Origin of the sequence: Methanobrevibacter arboriphilus, assembly GCF_019669925.1 — an archaeon.
Taxonomy (GTDB): domain Archaea; phylum Methanobacteriota; class Methanobacteria; order Methanobacteriales; family Methanobacteriaceae; genus Methanobinarius; species Methanobinarius arboriphilus_A.
The window spans coordinates 2,170,807-2,187,540 of the sequence record NZ_AP019779.1 but is presented as its reverse complement, the minus strand read 5'-3'; the positions used below and the strand labels follow the sequence as shown (position 1 = coordinate 2,187,540).

General features: G+C 25.6%; 16 protein-coding genes. 4 read left to right on the top strand and 12 right to left on the bottom strand.

The annotated features are described in order from the left end of the window. Positions 1–72: 72 nt before the first annotated feature. Positions 73–849, bottom strand: a complete 777-nt coding sequence (locus MarbSA_RS09560) for a hypothetical protein (RefSeq protein ID WP_221061507.1) — start codon at positions 847–849, stop codon at positions 73–75. 367 nt (positions 850–1,216) lie between these two features. On the opposite strand from MarbSA_RS09560, the gene MarbSA_RS09555 reads away from it, so the two are divergent. Further along, positions 1,217–2,065 (top strand): AAA family ATPase, encoded by an 849-nt coding sequence (locus MarbSA_RS09555; RefSeq protein ID WP_042703559.1) that lies wholly within the window; start codon positions 1,217–1,219, stop codon positions 2,063–2,065. Positions 2,066–2,187: 122 nt separating this feature from the next. Continuing rightward, a complete protein-coding gene (locus tag MarbSA_RS09550; protein ID WP_221061506.1) occupies positions 2,188–3,336 on the top strand; it encodes a VWA domain-containing protein in 1,149 nt (382 codons plus the stop codon). A gap of 177 nt (positions 3,337–3,513) precedes the next feature. Here the strand turns inward: MarbSA_RS09550 and MarbSA_RS09545 are convergent, their stop codons facing one another. The 3 genes from MarbSA_RS09545 to MarbSA_RS09535 all read right to left on the bottom strand — a co-directional run bounded on the left by MarbSA_RS09545 (position 3,514) and on the right by MarbSA_RS09535 (position 6,377). Next, positions 3,514–4,347 (bottom strand): hypothetical protein, encoded by an 834-nt coding sequence (locus MarbSA_RS09545; RefSeq protein WP_221061505.1) that lies wholly within the window; start codon positions 4,345–4,347, stop codon positions 3,514–3,516. A 204-nt stretch (positions 4,348–4,551) separates the two neighbouring features. Next, positions 4,552–6,201: a DUF11 domain-containing protein gene (locus MarbSA_RS09540; RefSeq protein ID WP_221061504.1), complete on the bottom strand. Its 1,650-nt coding sequence runs from the start codon at positions 6,199–6,201 to the stop codon at positions 4,552–4,554. 2 nt (positions 6,202–6,203) lie between these two features. Next, positions 6,204–6,377 (bottom strand): hypothetical protein, encoded by a 174-nt coding sequence (locus MarbSA_RS09535; protein WP_156314677.1) that lies wholly within the window; start codon positions 6,375–6,377, stop codon positions 6,204–6,206. A 445-nt stretch (positions 6,378–6,822) separates the two neighbouring features. Between MarbSA_RS09535 and MarbSA_RS09530 the strand changes: the two genes are divergently transcribed. Continuing rightward, complete coding sequence (locus MarbSA_RS09530; RefSeq protein ID WP_221061503.1) at positions 6,823–8,679, top strand: right-handed parallel beta-helix repeat-containing protein; 1,857 nt, start codon at positions 6,823–6,825, stop codon at positions 8,677–8,679. 961 nt (positions 8,680–9,640) lie between these two features. Here the strand turns inward: MarbSA_RS09530 and gdhA are convergent. From gdhA to MarbSA_RS09505, 5 genes are all read right to left on the bottom strand, one after another. Then, the gene (gene gdhA, locus MarbSA_RS09525; RefSeq protein ID WP_221062092.1) at positions 9,641–10,984 is read right to left on the bottom strand and encodes an NADP-specific glutamate dehydrogenase; all 1,344 of its coding nucleotides are present in this window, start codon (positions 10,982–10,984) and stop codon (positions 9,641–9,643) included. Positions 10,985–11,219: 235 nt separating this feature from the next. Next, a complete protein-coding gene (xth, locus tag MarbSA_RS09520; protein WP_221062091.1) occupies positions 11,220–11,993 on the bottom strand; it encodes an exodeoxyribonuclease III in 774 nt (257 codons plus the stop codon). 418 nt (positions 11,994–12,411) lie between these two features. Then, positions 12,412–12,609, bottom strand: coding sequence for a 30S ribosomal protein S17e (locus MarbSA_RS09515; RefSeq protein ID WP_054835826.1), 198 nt, complete (start codon positions 12,607–12,609; stop codon positions 12,412–12,414). Between the two features lie 11 nt (positions 12,610–12,620). Beyond that, on the bottom strand, positions 12,621–12,962 hold the full coding sequence (locus MarbSA_RS09510; protein ID WP_052332177.1) for a chorismate mutase: 342 nt from the start codon (positions 12,960–12,962) through the stop codon (positions 12,621–12,623). Continuing rightward, on the bottom strand, positions 12,940–13,848 hold the full coding sequence (locus tag MarbSA_RS09505) for a shikimate kinase (protein WP_221061502.1): 909 nt from the start codon (positions 13,846–13,848) through the stop codon (positions 12,940–12,942). Before MarbSA_RS09505 ends, MarbSA_RS09510 begins: the two co-directional genes overlap by 23 nt. A 509-nt stretch (positions 13,849–14,357) precedes the next feature. Between MarbSA_RS09505 and sppA the strand changes: the two genes are divergently transcribed. Beyond that, positions 14,358–15,176, top strand: a complete 819-nt coding sequence (sppA, locus tag MarbSA_RS09500; protein WP_221061501.1) for a signal peptide peptidase SppA — start codon at positions 14,358–14,360, stop codon at positions 15,174–15,176. A gap of 75 nt (positions 15,177–15,251) precedes the next feature. Here the strand turns inward: sppA and MarbSA_RS09495 are convergent, their stop codons facing one another. The 3 genes from MarbSA_RS09495 to MarbSA_RS09485 all read right to left on the bottom strand — a co-directional run bounded on the left by MarbSA_RS09495 (position 15,252) and on the right by MarbSA_RS09485 (position 16,728). After that, on the bottom strand, positions 15,252–15,650 hold the full coding sequence (locus MarbSA_RS09495; RefSeq protein WP_054835290.1) for a PIN domain-containing protein: 399 nt from the start codon (positions 15,648–15,650) through the stop codon (positions 15,252–15,254). Then, positions 15,650–15,964 carry a ribbon-helix-helix domain-containing protein gene (locus MarbSA_RS09490; RefSeq protein ID WP_054835289.1) on the bottom strand — a complete coding sequence of 105 codons (315 nt, stop codon included), beginning with the start codon at positions 15,962–15,964 and terminating at the stop codon, positions 15,650–15,652. The genes MarbSA_RS09495 and MarbSA_RS09490 overlap by 1 nt, the downstream gene beginning before the upstream one ends. Before the next feature lie 107 nt (positions 15,965–16,071). Next, on the bottom strand, positions 16,072–16,728 hold the full coding sequence (locus tag MarbSA_RS09485) for a protein-L-isoaspartate(D-aspartate) O-methyltransferase (RefSeq protein ID WP_221061500.1): 657 nt from the start codon (positions 16,726–16,728) through the stop codon (positions 16,072–16,074). Positions 16,729–16,734: the final 6 nt, after the last annotated feature.

Below are 16,734 nucleotides of genomic sequence, written 5' to 3'. Positions count from 1 at the left end.
GCTAAAAATTTTATTACACCACCATCACCAATAGCAATATTATTTATAAAACTAGAATTAATAATAGCAATATTATACCCTACTAATAATTACACCACCATCAGCATTTGCAGTATTATTAGTGAAAATTGAATTAAAAATAAAAGTATTATTAGAAAAATCTACAATTACCCCACCATTTCTACCTGCTGTGTTATTTGTAAAAGTAGAGTTAATAATATAATTATCCCCTCTATCACTATAAATAACACCACCATCATTTATTGCAGTATTATTTATAAAGTTAGAATTAACAATAGATAAATTACAGTTATAACTATTAATAACACCAGCATCAATAGCAGTATTATTTATAAAACTAGAATTAACAATAGATAAATTACAGTTACCATTAATAACACCACCATTATGTGCAGTATTATTTACAAATGTACAATTTATTATGGTTAATTGTCCATAATTATTAATAGCCCCACCAAAATTCCTATATGCATTTTTAATTATTAAATTTACTAATGTTAAATTTCCATTGTTTTCAATAAACCATGCTCCATGACAATCAATAGAAGCTTTGTTATTTGGATCTTGACTTTGAATAATTAAATTCTTATTATTGCTAATCTCAATATTAGTGTTATTATCTCCAGAATAAGTACCATTAGTTAAAATAATAGTATCATTACCAAGACTACCCCCTATACCAACATCAGTATCATTACTAATAATAACACTATTAGAAGCATATAAAACACCACTAAAAGCAATAACAACCGCAAATAATAATGTTAAAAAGAATAAAGATTTTATAAAATATTTATTAATTTTTATATTAGTATAAATTTTATTCACCCCCCAAAATTTAAACATACAAAACATAAATATTAAAATAATAAATTAAAATATGAATAAAAATAAAACTAAAAATAAAATTAAATATCATAATTTTATTACATAATTATAATTATCACATACATTATAACTTTTTACATTAATATATAGCATAAATAGTATATAAAAATAAGTGTTTTATTAACTATAATGAAAAATATCCAAATTTTCATTGAAATTAAAGAAAAGTCATAAACACTATAACAAAATCAAATAAAAATATAACAAAATATTAATAAAATTTAATATAATTATTAAATCTAATAAATCTAATAAATCATTAAACAAAAAGTGAGTATTTCTTTGAAGATAAATTGGAGATTAATTAATGGCAAAAAAATTAGATCTAAATAGTGTTGAAGAAAAATTATCTGAAAATAATTATATTCCTAATGAAAATATATCTACTGTAACATTTCTTGCTATTACACTTAAAAAACCTATCTTAGTTGAAGGACCTCCTGGAACAGGGAAAACACAGCTTGCTAAATCTATTGCAAATGCATTTGAAAGAGATTTTTTCAGAATACAGTGCTATGAAGGAATAACTTTTGAACAAATTGTTGGAGAATGGAATTATCAAAAACAACTTCTAAGCCTTGAAATATCAAAATTAAATAAAAGCCAAGAGGATGTTTTTAAAGAAGAATTTTTCATAAAAAGACCTCTTCTATCTGCATTTATGAACAAAAAATCTTCTGTAATATTAATCGATGAAATTGATAAAGCTGATGAAGAAGTAGAAAGTTTTTTACTTCAAGCATTAGGAGAAAAACAAATAACTGTTAATGATTTAGGAACATTTGATCTAAATAATGATTTACTTGTTATAATGACATCAAATTCCCAAAGACAGCTACTTGATGAAACAAAGGATAGATGTTTGTATTTATATATTGATTATCCTGATTTTGAAAGAGAAGTTGAAATTGTAAAATCTCATGTTCCCGACTCTTCTGAAAAACTAATTAAAAGTGTTGTGAAAACAACCCAACGAATAAGAAAGCTTAAACTTAGTAAAAATCCTTCAATAAGAGCCACAATAGATTGGATTAGAAGTCTTATGATTCTTGGAAAAAAAGAATTAGATGAAGAATCCTTCGATAAAACATTAAATGTAGCAATAAAAAGTGAAGAAGATGCTAAAAAAGTCAGAAAAAACATAAAAATAAAATAAAAAAGATAAAAAGTATAAAATAATAAAATATGTAATAAAATAATAATATAAGATAATAAGATAATATAATAAAATAATAAGAAATAAATTAAGACACCAAACATTATAATAAAATAGAAATTATGATAAAAGATATAGTTAAATTTTCAGCAAAACTTAGGGAAAATGAAATTCCTGCTAGTATTCGAAGTACTGAATTAGCTTGTAAAGCTGCTCCATTAATAAATAAGAACAATGGAAACTTGCAAGAAGCATTAGCAGCTATTTATTTAAAAGATCAAAGATACAGAAAAAAATTTGATATAGTTTATGAAAAATTCTTTATTGAAGAAGAAAATGAAGATACAGAAAAAAAGGAATTTTCAACAGCTGGAAAAAAATCCCCTTTTAAAACATACAATGTTTCTGTAAGCAGTAAAAGAGTCTCTAGATATGATTCTGGAAAAGATGGAGAAAATTACAGAATAAATTACATTCAAAATAGTCTAGCTGATATAAATAACAATGGAGATAGAGAAGGAAATTCTGAACTTTTAAAAAATGACATAACAACCCTAAATATGCTTCAAGTAGACCTAGTTGATCTTTGTCAAAAATTAGGTGAAAAAATTGCTACTAAAAGATCTAGACAAAATAAAATTGCTAAAAAGCAAAAACCCGATATAAGAAGAAGTATTAGGAAAAACATGAAACACGGCGGAACTTTATTAGAGCTCATGAAAAGTAAACCAAAGATCAAAAAACATAACCACTATTTTTTAAGTGATATAAGTGTATCCTGTGATTGGATAAGCATGTGGTTTTTCTGTATGGTTTATACTGCCAAAAACTCATTTACTAAAGCTGAAGCATATGAATTTGACAATAAAACTGTTGAAATAACTCCTGCATTATTTGAAAATGATTTGAAAGATGCATTTATAAAAGTTATGAGAATAAGACATGAAAACTCCATGATTCAAGGTAAATCCAATATGTTTACAGCTTTTACTGAATTTGAAAAAAAAGCTAATCTGAATAGTAAGTCATATGTTCTTATTTTAACTGATTGTAGGGATTGGAAAGGTCCTAAAGAAGGAAAAATTCCAAAAAGTGCGGAAATAATCGAAAATATGGTTAAAAAATCAAAAAGAGTTTTAATATTAAACCCTGAAGAAAAAAAGAAATGGAATGTTGCAGACAGCTGTGTTTCATACTATGAAGACGTTGGTGCTGAGCTATTTGAAGTAAGAAACTTAGAACAACTAGCAGAACTAATTACTGAAATCTAATAGATCATTCTATTTAATAAATTATTTATTAAATTTCAAAATAAATAAATTTCTAATAATTATTCTATTATACCCATATATAATCATTTTATTCTATTATTTCCTATAATCATTATTCAATTTTATCGAAAACTATATTCTCTAAGAATAGCTCCTAATTGTTAGCTTATGATCTTATTATTGTTTTACAGGATTTTCACTTTCACATGGAACCCCCACTAAACAAAGACCACACCCATAAGCCTTTTCTATTTCAATTCCAAGGGATTTCACATGTTTTTTTGCTTTTTTGCCATAAGACATATCAAAACATTTTAACTTATCAATACCATCTTCAGAAAGAGCATTTACTGGACATCTTTTAATGCAATCTTCACATTTTTCATCATGAAAATGTAAACAGTTAGCTGTACGATTTTCATAAGGTATTATATCTGGTTCAACTACTAAATTTGTGACAAATGATAAAAGTAGAACGGCTCTTCCTTTTTCAGTGATAAACCCTCCATTTAAACAGAATGTTCCTAATCCACAAGTATAAGCAATATGTTTTTGAGACCAATTTGAATAAGCATTATCATCAATGACAATCTTAAAAAATTCTTGACTAGAAGGATCAACAACATTATATCCTTTTTCTTTTAAAATATGAGCAATATAGTTAGAAAGGTCAGAAATGAAATCTTTTGCAAAACACCCCATTAAAATCCATTTTTTAGAAGGCATTTTTCTTTCTTTATTACTTTCTATGATCTCATAACTTAAAGGCAGAACTATAGAGATCACTGTACCATTATCAATGGTTTTTCCATCAAAAAATAATTCATAAGCTTCAGTGGGAGTTAAATGAGATTCTTTTATTATCTCTTTAAAGCTATAAAACATTGGATCTTTTACAGATGCAAAACCTATTATAGGTTCTCTAAAAGCATTTCCATCTAAAAAATCAAAATAATTGTTTCCTTTTTCTGCCACATATCCTTTAATTTCATTTATCAAAAAACTTTTCATAAAAAACCTTCTATTTTTAAATTATACTAAGAATTTTTTGTTTATTCCATTTTCTAACAGATTCTTTGATATCCCTTTCAAACAAACATCTTTCTAATTTATGCCTTTTATTCTATACCTTTTAATTTATGCCTTTTAATTTATGCTTTTTACTTTATGCCGTTTACTTTATGCTTTTTATTTTATGTTTTTTATTTTATTTGTTTATTTTACACTAAAGCTCTTTAAAAAATTATTTGAAGACACTTTTAAAGAATTATTACTTTTAACAATAGGTTTTAAAGTATATTTACCTTTTTTAGCTTTTAATTTCATAGTCAATGTTGCAGACTTAGTTTTATGAACCTTTAAGTTCTTAACAATCCAAGTTAAAATACGAGTCTTCTTATTAAATTTAACACTACCTACAGAAACTTTAGGTTTTTTATAAGTAAAACCCTTAGATAATTTATATGTTACTTTGAAACTAGATTTACTTGGTCCAAGATTAGCTAAATTAGTTTTAAAAGTAACTATCCTTTTTTTAACAGATTTAATATTCTTAATTTTTAGAACACTATAATTTGGAACAGCCAATTTACTAATCTTACTTGAATTAACATAAGAATTATCTCCTTCAAAAGTTGCACCAACAGTTAAACTACCAGCACCCATAACTTTATAATTAAAAGCAGCTAGACCAGCAACATTAGTAATAGCTTGACCAATAAATTTATTATTAACATAAAACTTAATAATCTTACCAGAAATAGCTTTACCCTGAGAATCCTTCAAAATAGCAGTTAATTTAGTAAATTTACCATAAAAACCTTTAAAATCATTAATAGATATTATAACACTTTGAGGACCATTATTTAAATAATTTCCTAATTTGTCCATTGATAAAGCGCTATTTCCAATTTTTAATCCATTATTAGAATATAAATAATTATCAATAATAGTGTATGTTGCACCATCTAAACTTGATATTGACTTTATAGCATAATCCCCTCCTTTTTTGTAGTAAGATATTATTTTATTATTAGTAATAGTTGCATATCCTGAGTTACCAGCATAATAAATACCACCATGCCCCTTTATTTCGTCATTATTAGAAAAATCAATGTTACTAACATCACTTCCCTTAACTGTAATGATATTACTCGTAATTATATCATATTTAGAAAATTTCGCGGCATAAGCAAACCCACCTTTACCAATACCAGTTAAAACATTATTAGATATTGTTGTATTAGATCCCATCCAAGATTCTATTAAGTAGAATATTTCACCATTAGCTACAATATTATTGTTTAAAATCTTTGTATATATTGCACTAGATCCCTCTATGTAAATTCCATACATTAAATTAGAATATAAAGATATGTTATTTTTCTCAATAGTTGTATTTTCAGCTGATGATGAAATACCTGCAACATAATTTTTACACCTCATATTAATCGTATTTCCAGAAATTAAAGTATTTTTAATGTAATTAGAACTTAATGATATTCCATAAGAATAAAGACTTTCAGACAAGCTATTAAAATAAATCAAATTATCTAAAATTTTGTTATTTTCACTATACCCCTTAATATTAATACAATTTACACTACTAATAGTCCCTAAGCTACTAGTTATATTAAAAAATATTTTCTGAATTATGTTATTTTCAGAATTTTCAATAATCAATACAGATTGGGGTGAGTTTTTAAAAGGATCATAAACACCATTAATATTAAGATTTTTAATTACAGAACCATCAGAACCCTGTATAAGTTTAATATAACCATTTGAAAAAATCGATTTACTATTTTCTCTATCAATGACTAATTTTTTATCTAGGATAATAGTTTTTTTATCTAGGTTAGACAATTTTAAAGTATCGTTTTCCTTATGCCATCAGTCAAATCTTGTATACGTCCTTCATCATCAAAATAATCATGATAATTTGTTTCATTTATAACAATTTCTTTTGAAAAAGCAGATCCAGTGAAACTAATTACAATAATCAAGAATATAATAGTAATAACAATTATTTTATTCTTCATAATCTAACCTCTTATAATAAATTATTAACCTCTTATAATAAACTATCCATAACAAAAAATCATTAATAAATTTCACTTTATAAATAATCAAATATTCTTTACAAATAATAAAATATAATGTAATATTAAAAATTTATAAATAATAAAACTTTCTAAGAGATTTTTCAAAAACAAAAAAGTACAACCAAATAAAAATTTCTTATATTTGATCAAATCATATATCTCTTTATATAAGTGCTTAAATCTTTAAATATAAAAAAATTATCTTATAAACCCTTTAAAATATTACTAATATATAATATAAAAGTTTTAGCTAAAAAATAAGAAATTATATATAATATATAATAAATAAGTAATATTATAATATATATTAATAATATAATTAATATTAATAATTAAACAAATTTCTCAATTTGTTTAAAAATATTTTAAGAGGAGGTATAAAATGATATTTTTTAAAATTAAAAAGAGAAGCCTTTTATCGACAATATTAGGTTTAATAGCTCTTTTATTTCTTTTTTCAATAGCTATAGTTGGAGTTAGTGCAACTGATTATTATGTGAATGGTACTACTGGGAATGATAATAGTGGAAGTGGTGACTCAGATAATCCTTATGCAAGTATTGGAAAAGCTATAAATAAAACTAATACAATAAATGGTCTTAATAAGATTATTGTTAAAGATGGAACCTATAATGGCAATAAAAATAACAAGATTATTATAAATAAAAGTGTTGATATTTATGGTGCACGTTATTACTATAAAAATAGCCAATATGGGGATACTATAATTAATGGTGATAAAGATAATTGGTTTTTCAAAATTAGCCCAAACATTACAGTTAATTTCTATGGAATAACTTTCACTAATGGAACAACTGCATTATTCATTAATAATAGCATAGTTAATATAGACAAATGCAATTTTAAATCAAATGGATATGCAGAAGGGAGTATACTTACCGATTGGTGGGGATCTGAGGGCAGTATCGTTGTAAAAGGTTCAAATAGTGTTTTAAAAGTGATTAATTCAAATTTTATAAATAATGCAGCTGAAAAAGGTGCAGGAATTTTTGCAGGACCTGGATCATCAGTCACTGTAAAAATGTGTAATTTTACAAATAATACTGCAATTTTCGGTGGAGCTGCAATTTATTTAGACCATGATTATTTTAATAAAGAAATTGCCAGAGTTAATATATCTAATTCTAATTTTATAAACAATTATGCTCCTATTTTAGCAGTTGGTGGTGCAATATCTGTTGAATTTGGAATTTTAAAAATTTATGGATGTAATTTCACTAATAATTATGTTGACCAAACTGGAGGAGCTATTTCAAGTTTTAATGGCAATGTAGAAATAAATAAATGTAAATTTACTAATAATTCTGCTACTGGAAATCCATGGAAGGGTGGAAAAGGTGGAGCTATAGGAATTAATGGAGGAAAATTATCCCTTTTATATTCTGTATTTTATCAAAATAGTGCTAAATATGGAACTATTTATTTTAGTCCAGAATCTATATTAAACGTTCAAAACAATAACATATCCAAAAGTGAGTATGGAATATTTATTAACTCCACTAAAAAGTATTGTATGATTGGAGGTAATAATATTAATGATTGTAAATATGGTATTTACAATTCAGGAGGTAGTCGTAGTACTTCCCTTTCTAGTAACAATATTTCTAATTGTGATTATGGAATTTATAATAAAAAATTAATTCCAAACATTAATAATAACAAAATTTTCAAATGTAAATATGGTATCTATAATTTAGGTAATAAAGTATTTATATGGAAAAATAATATTTCTAATTGTGATTATGGAATTTATAATAAAGGTGACTATTCTAAAATTGAAAGAAATTCTTTAAAAAATATTAAAAAAGTAGGAATATATATAGGCAGTCATAAAACTAATATTACTCAAAATAAAATTAGTGGAATTAAAAAATATTATGGAATTTATATAAAAAAGAATTCCAAGTACAATATAATTTATAAAAACAATGTTACTAAATTTAAATACGGAATCTTCAATAATGGATATAAATCTAACATAAAATACAATAAATTATCTTACAATACTGGTTATGGTATATTAATATACAAAAATCCCCAATACTCCTATATAAACAGCAACACAGTTTTTAAAAACTACTATGGCATTTTTAACAAAGGAACACACACATCACTAATTAAAAACAAAGTTACATATAATAAAATCGGATTAGCAACTACTAAAAAAACTAAATATCAAAATAATTACATCAAAAATAATACAAAAAATAAGTTATAATAAAAGATTATCTTAATCTTTTTATTATAAATTACATTATTTTTAAATTCATAATTTTACAAAAATAATCAAATATTATTATAAATAATAGATTATAGGATAATATTAAAATTTATAAATAATAATAAATTTCTAAGAGATTTTTCAAAAAATATTAATTAAAAAAAATAATGGAAAGAATAAAAAATCATAAGTCCTCATAAAAATACATAATTTTAAAATATGTGTTTTAAATCATGTTTCTTCTAAAACTAACTTTGAATATACTTATCACTACTAAAATAACAGCTATTATTCGAATTCCAACTTGTTTCATAAAAGCATAACCAAATTACCAAAATCAGTACCACTATAACATAATTATTCTCTAATTCTTTTAATTAGGAGTATTTAACTAATATTTTCTTAATTTCATACTATTTCTTTTTATACTATTTTTTTATACATTATTTCTTTCTAAATATATACTAATGTTTCGTTTTAAAATTCTATTCATTAAAACCTTTAAGAAATAAAAAATCTTAATTGTTTAATTGTTTTTCAATGTTTTTAGCTATATCCTTAACATTAATAAAATAAGTTTTGTTTCATCTTTTTCTTAGCTATATAAAATTGATAAATATCCAATAAAAGAACAATAGCTACCTAATTAAAAATAGTTTCTAATAAAATATTTTTACTGAGGAACAATATAGATCAAATTTATGTCTTTATATGTAATAATATTGAAGGAAGAAATTCTAAAACTAATGACTAATAAAAATATTGAAAATAGCTATCATGAAGTAATTATTAATATACAAACTATTATTTAATAAATTGTTTCTTCAATAATTATCAATAACTAGAAATACTAACAAAATTTCATGAGAAAGATAAATTTATCTCCCTCCCACTAAAGACAAAGAGAAAAAAATAGAAAAATAAATAAACCTTTTTAAAACATTATAAACTCAAAAGATTAAACCACACCTTGAGCAAGCATCGCATTAGCTACTTTTATAAATCCTACAATATTAGCACCAACTACATAATTACCTTCAGCACCATATTTTTTAGAAGCTTCATCTATATTTTTATATATATTAACCATTATCTTTTTTAGTTTAGAGTCAACCTCTTCAAATGTCCAAGATAAGCGTGAACTACGTTGAGCCATCTCTAAAGCACTTGTTGCAACTCCACCAGCATTTGCAGCTTTGCCTGGGAGATAAACAAGATTACTATTTAAAAATACTTTTATAGCTTTCAATGTTGAAGGCATATTTGCCCCTTCAGCTACATAATTTGTTCCGTTGGAAACTATAATCCTTGCCGATTCTTCACTTAATTCATTTTGAGTTGCACAAGGCAAAGCTATGTCGCACTTAACATTCCATATAACACTGTTTTCAATGTATTCAGCAGTTAAATCTTCCTTTTTGAAATAATTTAGATAATCCGATATTCTGCCTCGATTAACTTCTTTAATCTCTTTTATAAAAGGGATATATAAACCATTTTCGTCATGAATGTAACCAGAAGAATCACACATAGCTATTACTTTTGCCCCCATCATTACAGCTTTTTCTGCAGCATAAATAGCTACATTCCCAGAACCAGAAATAACAACTTTTTTATCTTTAAAAGAATCATTTCTAACTCTTAAAGCTTCATCAACGATGTAAATAAGACCATAACCAGTAGCTTCTTTCCGTACAAGAGAACCTCCAAATTCCATTGGTGCACCAGTTAATACAGCTACATGGACAGTAGATAACTTTTTATATTGACCAAACAAATAAGCTACCTCTCTTCCACTAACACCCATATCTCCTGCTGGAATATCAGTATCTGGACCTATAAATCTAAAAAGTTCACTCATGAAATTCTGACAGAACCTCATAACTTCTCCATCAGACTTTCCCTTTGGATTAAAGTCACTTCCTCCTTTAGCTCCACCAATTGACATACCTGTGAGACTATTTTTAAAAATTTGCTCAAAACCTAGAAATTTAAGAATAGACAAGTTTACAGTAGGATGGAAACGAAGTCCACCTTTATATGGACCTACTGCACTATTAAATTGGACTCTGAAGCCTCTGTTTACTTGTATCTCTCCATTATCATCAACCCAAGGAACTCTAAACATTACTACTCTTTCAGGTTCAACTAATCTCTCAAGAACATTATTTTCCTCATATTCAGGATGTTCATCAAGAACAGGAACTATAGATTCTAAAATTTCAGTTGCTGCATCAATAAATTCCACTTGATCATGATTTTTAGCTTTTAAATCTTTTAAGATTCGTTTTACATAGGAAATAAAATCACCTCAATTATTAGTTCATTTAAAAAAAAAAGTTATACTTAAACAATTTCAACTTTAATAATCCCTATTTAAATAATTTGAGTATATTCTTTGTTTTTAACTTTGTATTATTTATTAATAAAATTTTACTTTTTTAATTGAATTAACATCAGATATTTATAAATATTATTAATATTACTAACCTTATCATTATTACTATTATTATTAATAATTAAAGGAATAATAAAACTCAAATCTCTATCTTCAAACCTATTGGACAGTGATCTGAACCCATAACATCAGATAAAATATAAGAATCAACTACATTATCCTGGAACTCTTCATTTACAAAGAAATAATCAAGTCTCCATCCAACATTACGGTCTCTTGCCCGTGTACGATAAGACCACCAAGTGTATTGTTCTGGTTGGTCGTTGAACATTCGGAATGTATCTACATAACCTGAGCTTAAGAATTTGTCTATCCATTCTCTTTCGATTGGCATAAATCCTGAAACTTTCTCATTTTCTTTGGGTCGGGCTATATCTATTGGTTTATGTGCAGTGTTTAAATCTCCACATATCACGAGATTGTTTCCAGCGTCTCGGAGATTGTTGGTGTAGTCTAGAAATGCGTCATAAAAGTCGAGTTTGTATTGTAGGCGGTCCTCCCCCATACCACCGTTAGGCCAATAAACATTTAATAATGTAAAATCATCAAAGTCAAATCTTTGAAACCTTCCTTCATGGTCAAATTTATCAATTCCCATGGTTATAGCTGTTTCTTTTGGTTTTAAAGCAGAATATGTAGCTACACCACTGTATCCTTTTCTTTCTGCTGGATTAAAATAGCTATGATAACCTTCAATGTGTTTTAATTTACGAGGTAGCTGTTCAACATGAGCTTTAATTTCCTGAAGACATAAAATATCTGGTTTAGCATTAGAAAACCAGTCAAAAAAACCTTTTCTAGCTACTGCTCGAATCCCATTTACATTCCATGAAATTAGGTTAATATTTGTAATAGAAACTCCCCCTATTGTTATAATTAGATTAAATTAATATAATTATTATTAAATATGAATATTATTAACAAAATATTTAAATATTATTATATTTATTTAAAATATTATATTTATAAATATTATTCAATAATTTAAATATCATTTAATGGACTAAATATTGCTTAATAGGTTAAATAATACTTAATAACTAAAATATTAATTAATATAAAATGGTTATTATAATAATAAATAATCATAAGAATAAGACTGAAAAATAGAATATTAAAAAAAGTATTAAGTCTATTAAAAATAGTATTAAATAAAATAATATTAGATAAAAATAGTTGTATAATTTATAAAAAATAATTATATAATTTATATAAAATATAAATAAAAAATAAAAGAATATACTAAAAGAATATGCTAATAGCTAAACAACTTACATTTCAGCTTGTTGTTGTTTAACTAACCTAGTAACATATCCAGCTATTTTATTTCTTAAGTGTTTTGTACTTACGGTAGATTTTTCAGCTACTAATTTTTTGTTTTCATCGAAATCTGTGGTAAAAACACCTTGATGAATTTCAATAAGTTCTTTTGAAGTTCTTTTAACAAATGAAGTTCTAATATTTCCCATAATATTTCCTCCTATAAATTTTTATCAATAATCTTTTTTTGTTCAGATTTACTTAAACTTGTTAATATATTCACAATTTCAATAATAGAATTTCTAGTATTTTCATTTAAATCCTTATCATTAGCTATCTTTATTATTTTTTCATAGATAAGCTTTTCCCTTGACTCATCATAAATATCCATATCTAAAGCTATTTTAGCCATGACAATGTCTTTAGCTAATGAAGTTCTCTTTTGAATTAAATCTATCAATTCACTATCAATCTGGTCAATTTCTCTTCTGGAATCTTCAAGAATCTTTTTTGAATTTTCTAGATCCTTAAATCTTTCTTTATTCAATGATTGATGTTCCAAGATTATCTACCTCAGTTTCAATAATTCTTCCAGAATCAGTATAAGAATTCCAAATATCCTTAATATTATCTTTAGATTCGTTATCTATAATAGCTACATAAGCAGAACCAGTTCCTGAAAGTCCAGAAGCAATAGCTCCTGCACTTAAAGCATCAATAGCTATTTTAGTATCAAAATCTAAAGCATTAGAATATAATATTCCATTTAAGTTTAAAGCAGTATAATATTCTTTTTGACTGGCTTTTTCAAATGCCATTTCGACTAAAGGAGCTAAAAGCTTCATCCTTTTAACATCAGAATTTGCAGTCATTGAATCTATGTTTGGCATATATATTAATAGTTTGTGGTTATCCATTTTTTCTTTTATTATAATTTCACGATTTATGTTGTCTGTAACTGTGACTCCTCCAAAATAAGAAGCAGTAGCATCATCAAATGCCCCAGTAATTGTAACACCTGCTTCTAAAGAAGAATCAATAGCCAGATTAACAATTTCTAAATCATTCATTGGTTTTTTATCAAATTCATCCACAATTAGTTCAGAAATAGCTAAAGTAACTGCATTTGAAAGTGCACTACTACTTGAAAGGCCTGATGCAGGAGGCAAATCAGATTTTGTTGAAATTTCAATACCAATAACATCTTCAACACTCCTCAAATCTTCCTTATTATCTTCAAAGTTGATTTGATAATGATTAAAGACATTTTTTGCACAGAGTTCCATAAGACTAGTATCAATATCTAAATCAGGAGAGCATTTAATTCCAGAACTTGTAGATCTAACTTCAGCTACAATATCTAAATTAATACCAAATGCAGAACCTGAACCAGTAGCTATAGCATTTACAATAGTAGCTGAACCTGGAGATCGAACAATTTTTTTCATTAAAACACCAAAAAAGACAGAATACAAATGATTAAGTATATTATTAAATATTTATTAAATTTTATTAAAATTAATAATTTACAAATTAGTATTTTACTAATCAATAATTTACAAATTAATGTTTCATTAATTAATTTTTTATTAATAAATTTTTAGAAATTAATTTTTTATTGATCAATCAATCTTCATTAATTAATATTTTACAAATTAATAATCTACCAATTAATAATTTACTGCTTAATTATAATTAATATTTAATAATATATAAACATGATTAATATATAAAAAATTAGAAAAACAGCGAAAGATAAAAAAATTGAAACTTTAAACTAATAAAAAAAGCTATTTTTCAACAAAATTTATATAATTAAAGAAATATAGCTATATAGACAAATTATAATATTATCCTATAAATATAATATTATTATATAAAAATACGATTATTATATAAATATACTATTATTATCTAAATATTTATAAAAATTTATAAAGATTAAATATGTGATAAAATGGAAAAAAAGACAAAATATTTCACATTAGGAATATTAGGCGGATTTGGTATAATAGCTATAGTAATAGCTATTTTAATGTTTATTCCATTAATTGCAATGGTTACTGGACCTAGTACAGTGGCTGTTATACCTGTAGTTGGTGAAATTGGTTATGGTGCAAGTAGTGAGAATGTAACTATTGCTAACCCTGATGTATTTAGCCAAATGATGGATGAAGCTAACAATGACCCGAATATAGGGGCAATTGTTCTTGATATAAACAGTCCAGGAGGGAGTCCAGTAGCTGGTGAAGAGATGCTTGAAAAAGTTAACAGCTCGCAAAAACCAGTTGTAGCTAGAATAAGTGATACTGGTGCTTCAGCAGCTTATATGGTAGCTAGTGGAGCTGATGAGATTGTTGCTAGTCCTTCTTCATGGGTTGGAAGCATAGGAGTTATTTTAACATTGAGTGACCTATCTGAATATTATAAAAAACAAGGTGTAGATATTTATTCTATTACTGGTGGAAAATATAAGGATATGGGAGCAGACTATAGAAATTTAACTACTGATGAGAAAAACATGCTTCAAACTATGGTTGATGAACAATATAATTCTTTTATAAACATTGTAGCAAAAAATAGAAACTTAACTGTAGATTATGTTAAAAAAATAGCTGAAGGAAAACCTTATACTGGTCAACAAGCATTAAATAATAGTTTAATCGATCGTTTAGGTGGAAAAGACTATGCTATTGAATTAGCTGCGAACAAATCAAATATGAGTTATTATAATGTTTTAGATTATGGTACAGGACTTGGATTTTTTGGTATTTAAGGATATTTAATCGATTTTATAGAGGATAGAGTAAATTTAATTAAAATCCAAAATTTTTATGATGTAGATTTTAGATTATGGTTTTTGGCCTATTCTTTCTATGGCTGTGAATATATCAAAGTCTTCATCAAAACTAACTATTTCTTTTATATCATTGTTTTGCATAACTATATAGCTTAAATTATCAAAGAAGCCTATTTTATTATGATTTAAGGTATAATCTAATGCTTGTTCATAATATATTACATCTTCCAATACTTTTATTTCTCCATCAACTAATAATTTATAAACCTTATTAACAGTTTTAGTATCTTGTTTTAATTTTCTAAGCACAGTAATTGTTTCATATACTATCATTTTACTAATTATCTTTTCTTTGTCTTTTATTTCTACCCATATTTCTTTGGCTCTCTGGTGGTTTTGTAGCTTTGGAACATTCAAGTTTATTAAATAGCTTGTTTCTATGAATATCATTAGTACAACTCTTTTTTATAGTGTATCCTGTCTATTGTTTCATTTACATCTATATCCTCTGCATTATCTACTTTAGCTATCCCTATAAGGTCATCTATATTAACTTTGTTGTCTGGATCATAACCCGGCATTTCACTATTTATTACTCTGGCTTTTATTTTTTCAGTAGACTTATCAAACCTTCTGCTTAAAGCTTCATTTAAAAGTTCGTTTATTATATTTTTCTGACTAGTTCCTTTTTTGACTGCTAAAGATTTTATTTTTATTAAAGTTTCTTTAGGCATTTTTATAGTAGTAGTGGCTTCAGTTGTCATGAAAAATTCTCCTTTTTTATATATTATTATAAAGAATATGAATATACATATGTACATCTATATATTTATACATATGCACTATTTGTCTAAAATACATAAAAAAATTATTATTTTTCAGACCAGCCATGTTTCCCAATCATTGGAACAAAAACAACTTCTCCTAGAGATTTTTCTCTAAATTCACTTTCAGATTCCTTAACTATACAGATAAGATCTTGAAAACCTAATCTATCACCAACAGGAATTATTAGCCTTCCACCAATTTTAAGTTGTTTTTTTAAAGATTCTGGAATATATGGACTTCCTGCAGTCCCATAAATTCTATCATAAGGTGCTCCTTTATCATATCCTAAAGTTCCATCACCTATGAGTACATCAACAGTCTCCCCATAACCAGTTTTTTTAAGATTCTCAAGTGCAGTATTAGCAAGAGATTCTATACGTTCTACACTATATACATGTCCCTTTTTATTCATAGCTTCAGAAATAACCGCAGCATTATAGCCAAATCCCGTTCCAATTTCTAAAACATTCATTCCTTCTTCAAGTTCCAATTTTTCACAAATAACTGCAACCATGTGTGGTGCTGAAATTGTTTGCCCTTCTTCTAAGGGTAATGGTCTATCTAAATAAGCATAAGGCTTCAACTCATTAGGAATAAATTCTTCTCTGTCAACTGTTTCCATAGCTTTTCTAACTTTCTCTGTTTTTATATAACCAAATTTTAAAAGATTTTCAATAAGTGCTTTTCTATCATTTAACATTGTTTC

What these genes read in the sequence shown, in the direction of transcription:
- MarbSA_RS09485 (WP_221061500.1), bottom strand. Translation starts at nt 16,728, where the DNA reads ATGTTAAATGATAGAAAAGCACTTATTGAAAATCTTTTAAAATTTGGT.
- MarbSA_RS09535 (WP_156314677.1), bottom strand. Translation starts at nt 6,377, where the DNA reads ATGAAGAATAAAATAATTGTTATTACTATTATATTCTTGATTATTGTA.
- MarbSA_RS09530 (WP_221061503.1), top strand. Translation starts at nt 6,823, where the DNA reads ATGATATTTTTTAAAATTAAAAAGAGAAGCCTTTTATCGACAATATTA.
- sppA (WP_221061501.1), top strand. Translation starts at nt 14,358, where the DNA reads ATGGAAAAAAAGACAAAATATTTCACATTAGGAATATTAGGCGGATTT.
- MarbSA_RS09555 (WP_042703559.1), top strand. Translation starts at nt 1,217, where the DNA reads ATGGCAAAAAAATTAGATCTAAATAGTGTTGAAGAAAAATTATCTGAA.
- MarbSA_RS09505 (WP_221061502.1), bottom strand. Translation starts at nt 13,848, where the DNA reads ATGAAAAAAATTGTTCGATCTCCAGGTTCAGCTACTATTGTAAATGCT.
- MarbSA_RS09515 (WP_054835826.1), bottom strand. Translation starts at nt 12,609, where the DNA reads ATGGGAAATATTAGAACTTCATTTGTTAAAAGAACTTCAAAAGAACTT.
- MarbSA_RS09490 (WP_054835289.1), bottom strand. Translation starts at nt 15,964, where the DNA reads ATGACAACTGAAGCCACTACTACTATAAAAATGCCTAAAGAAACTTTA.
- MarbSA_RS09495 (WP_054835290.1), bottom strand. Translation starts at nt 15,650, where the DNA reads ATGATATTCATAGAAACAAGCTATTTAATAAACTTGAATGTTCCAAAG.
- MarbSA_RS09550 (WP_221061506.1), top strand. Translation starts at nt 2,188, where the DNA reads ATGATAAAAGATATAGTTAAATTTTCAGCAAAACTTAGGGAAAATGAA.
- MarbSA_RS09545 (WP_221061505.1), bottom strand. Translation starts at nt 4,347, where the DNA reads ATGAAAAGTTTTTTGATAAATGAAATTAAAGGATATGTGGCAGAAAAA.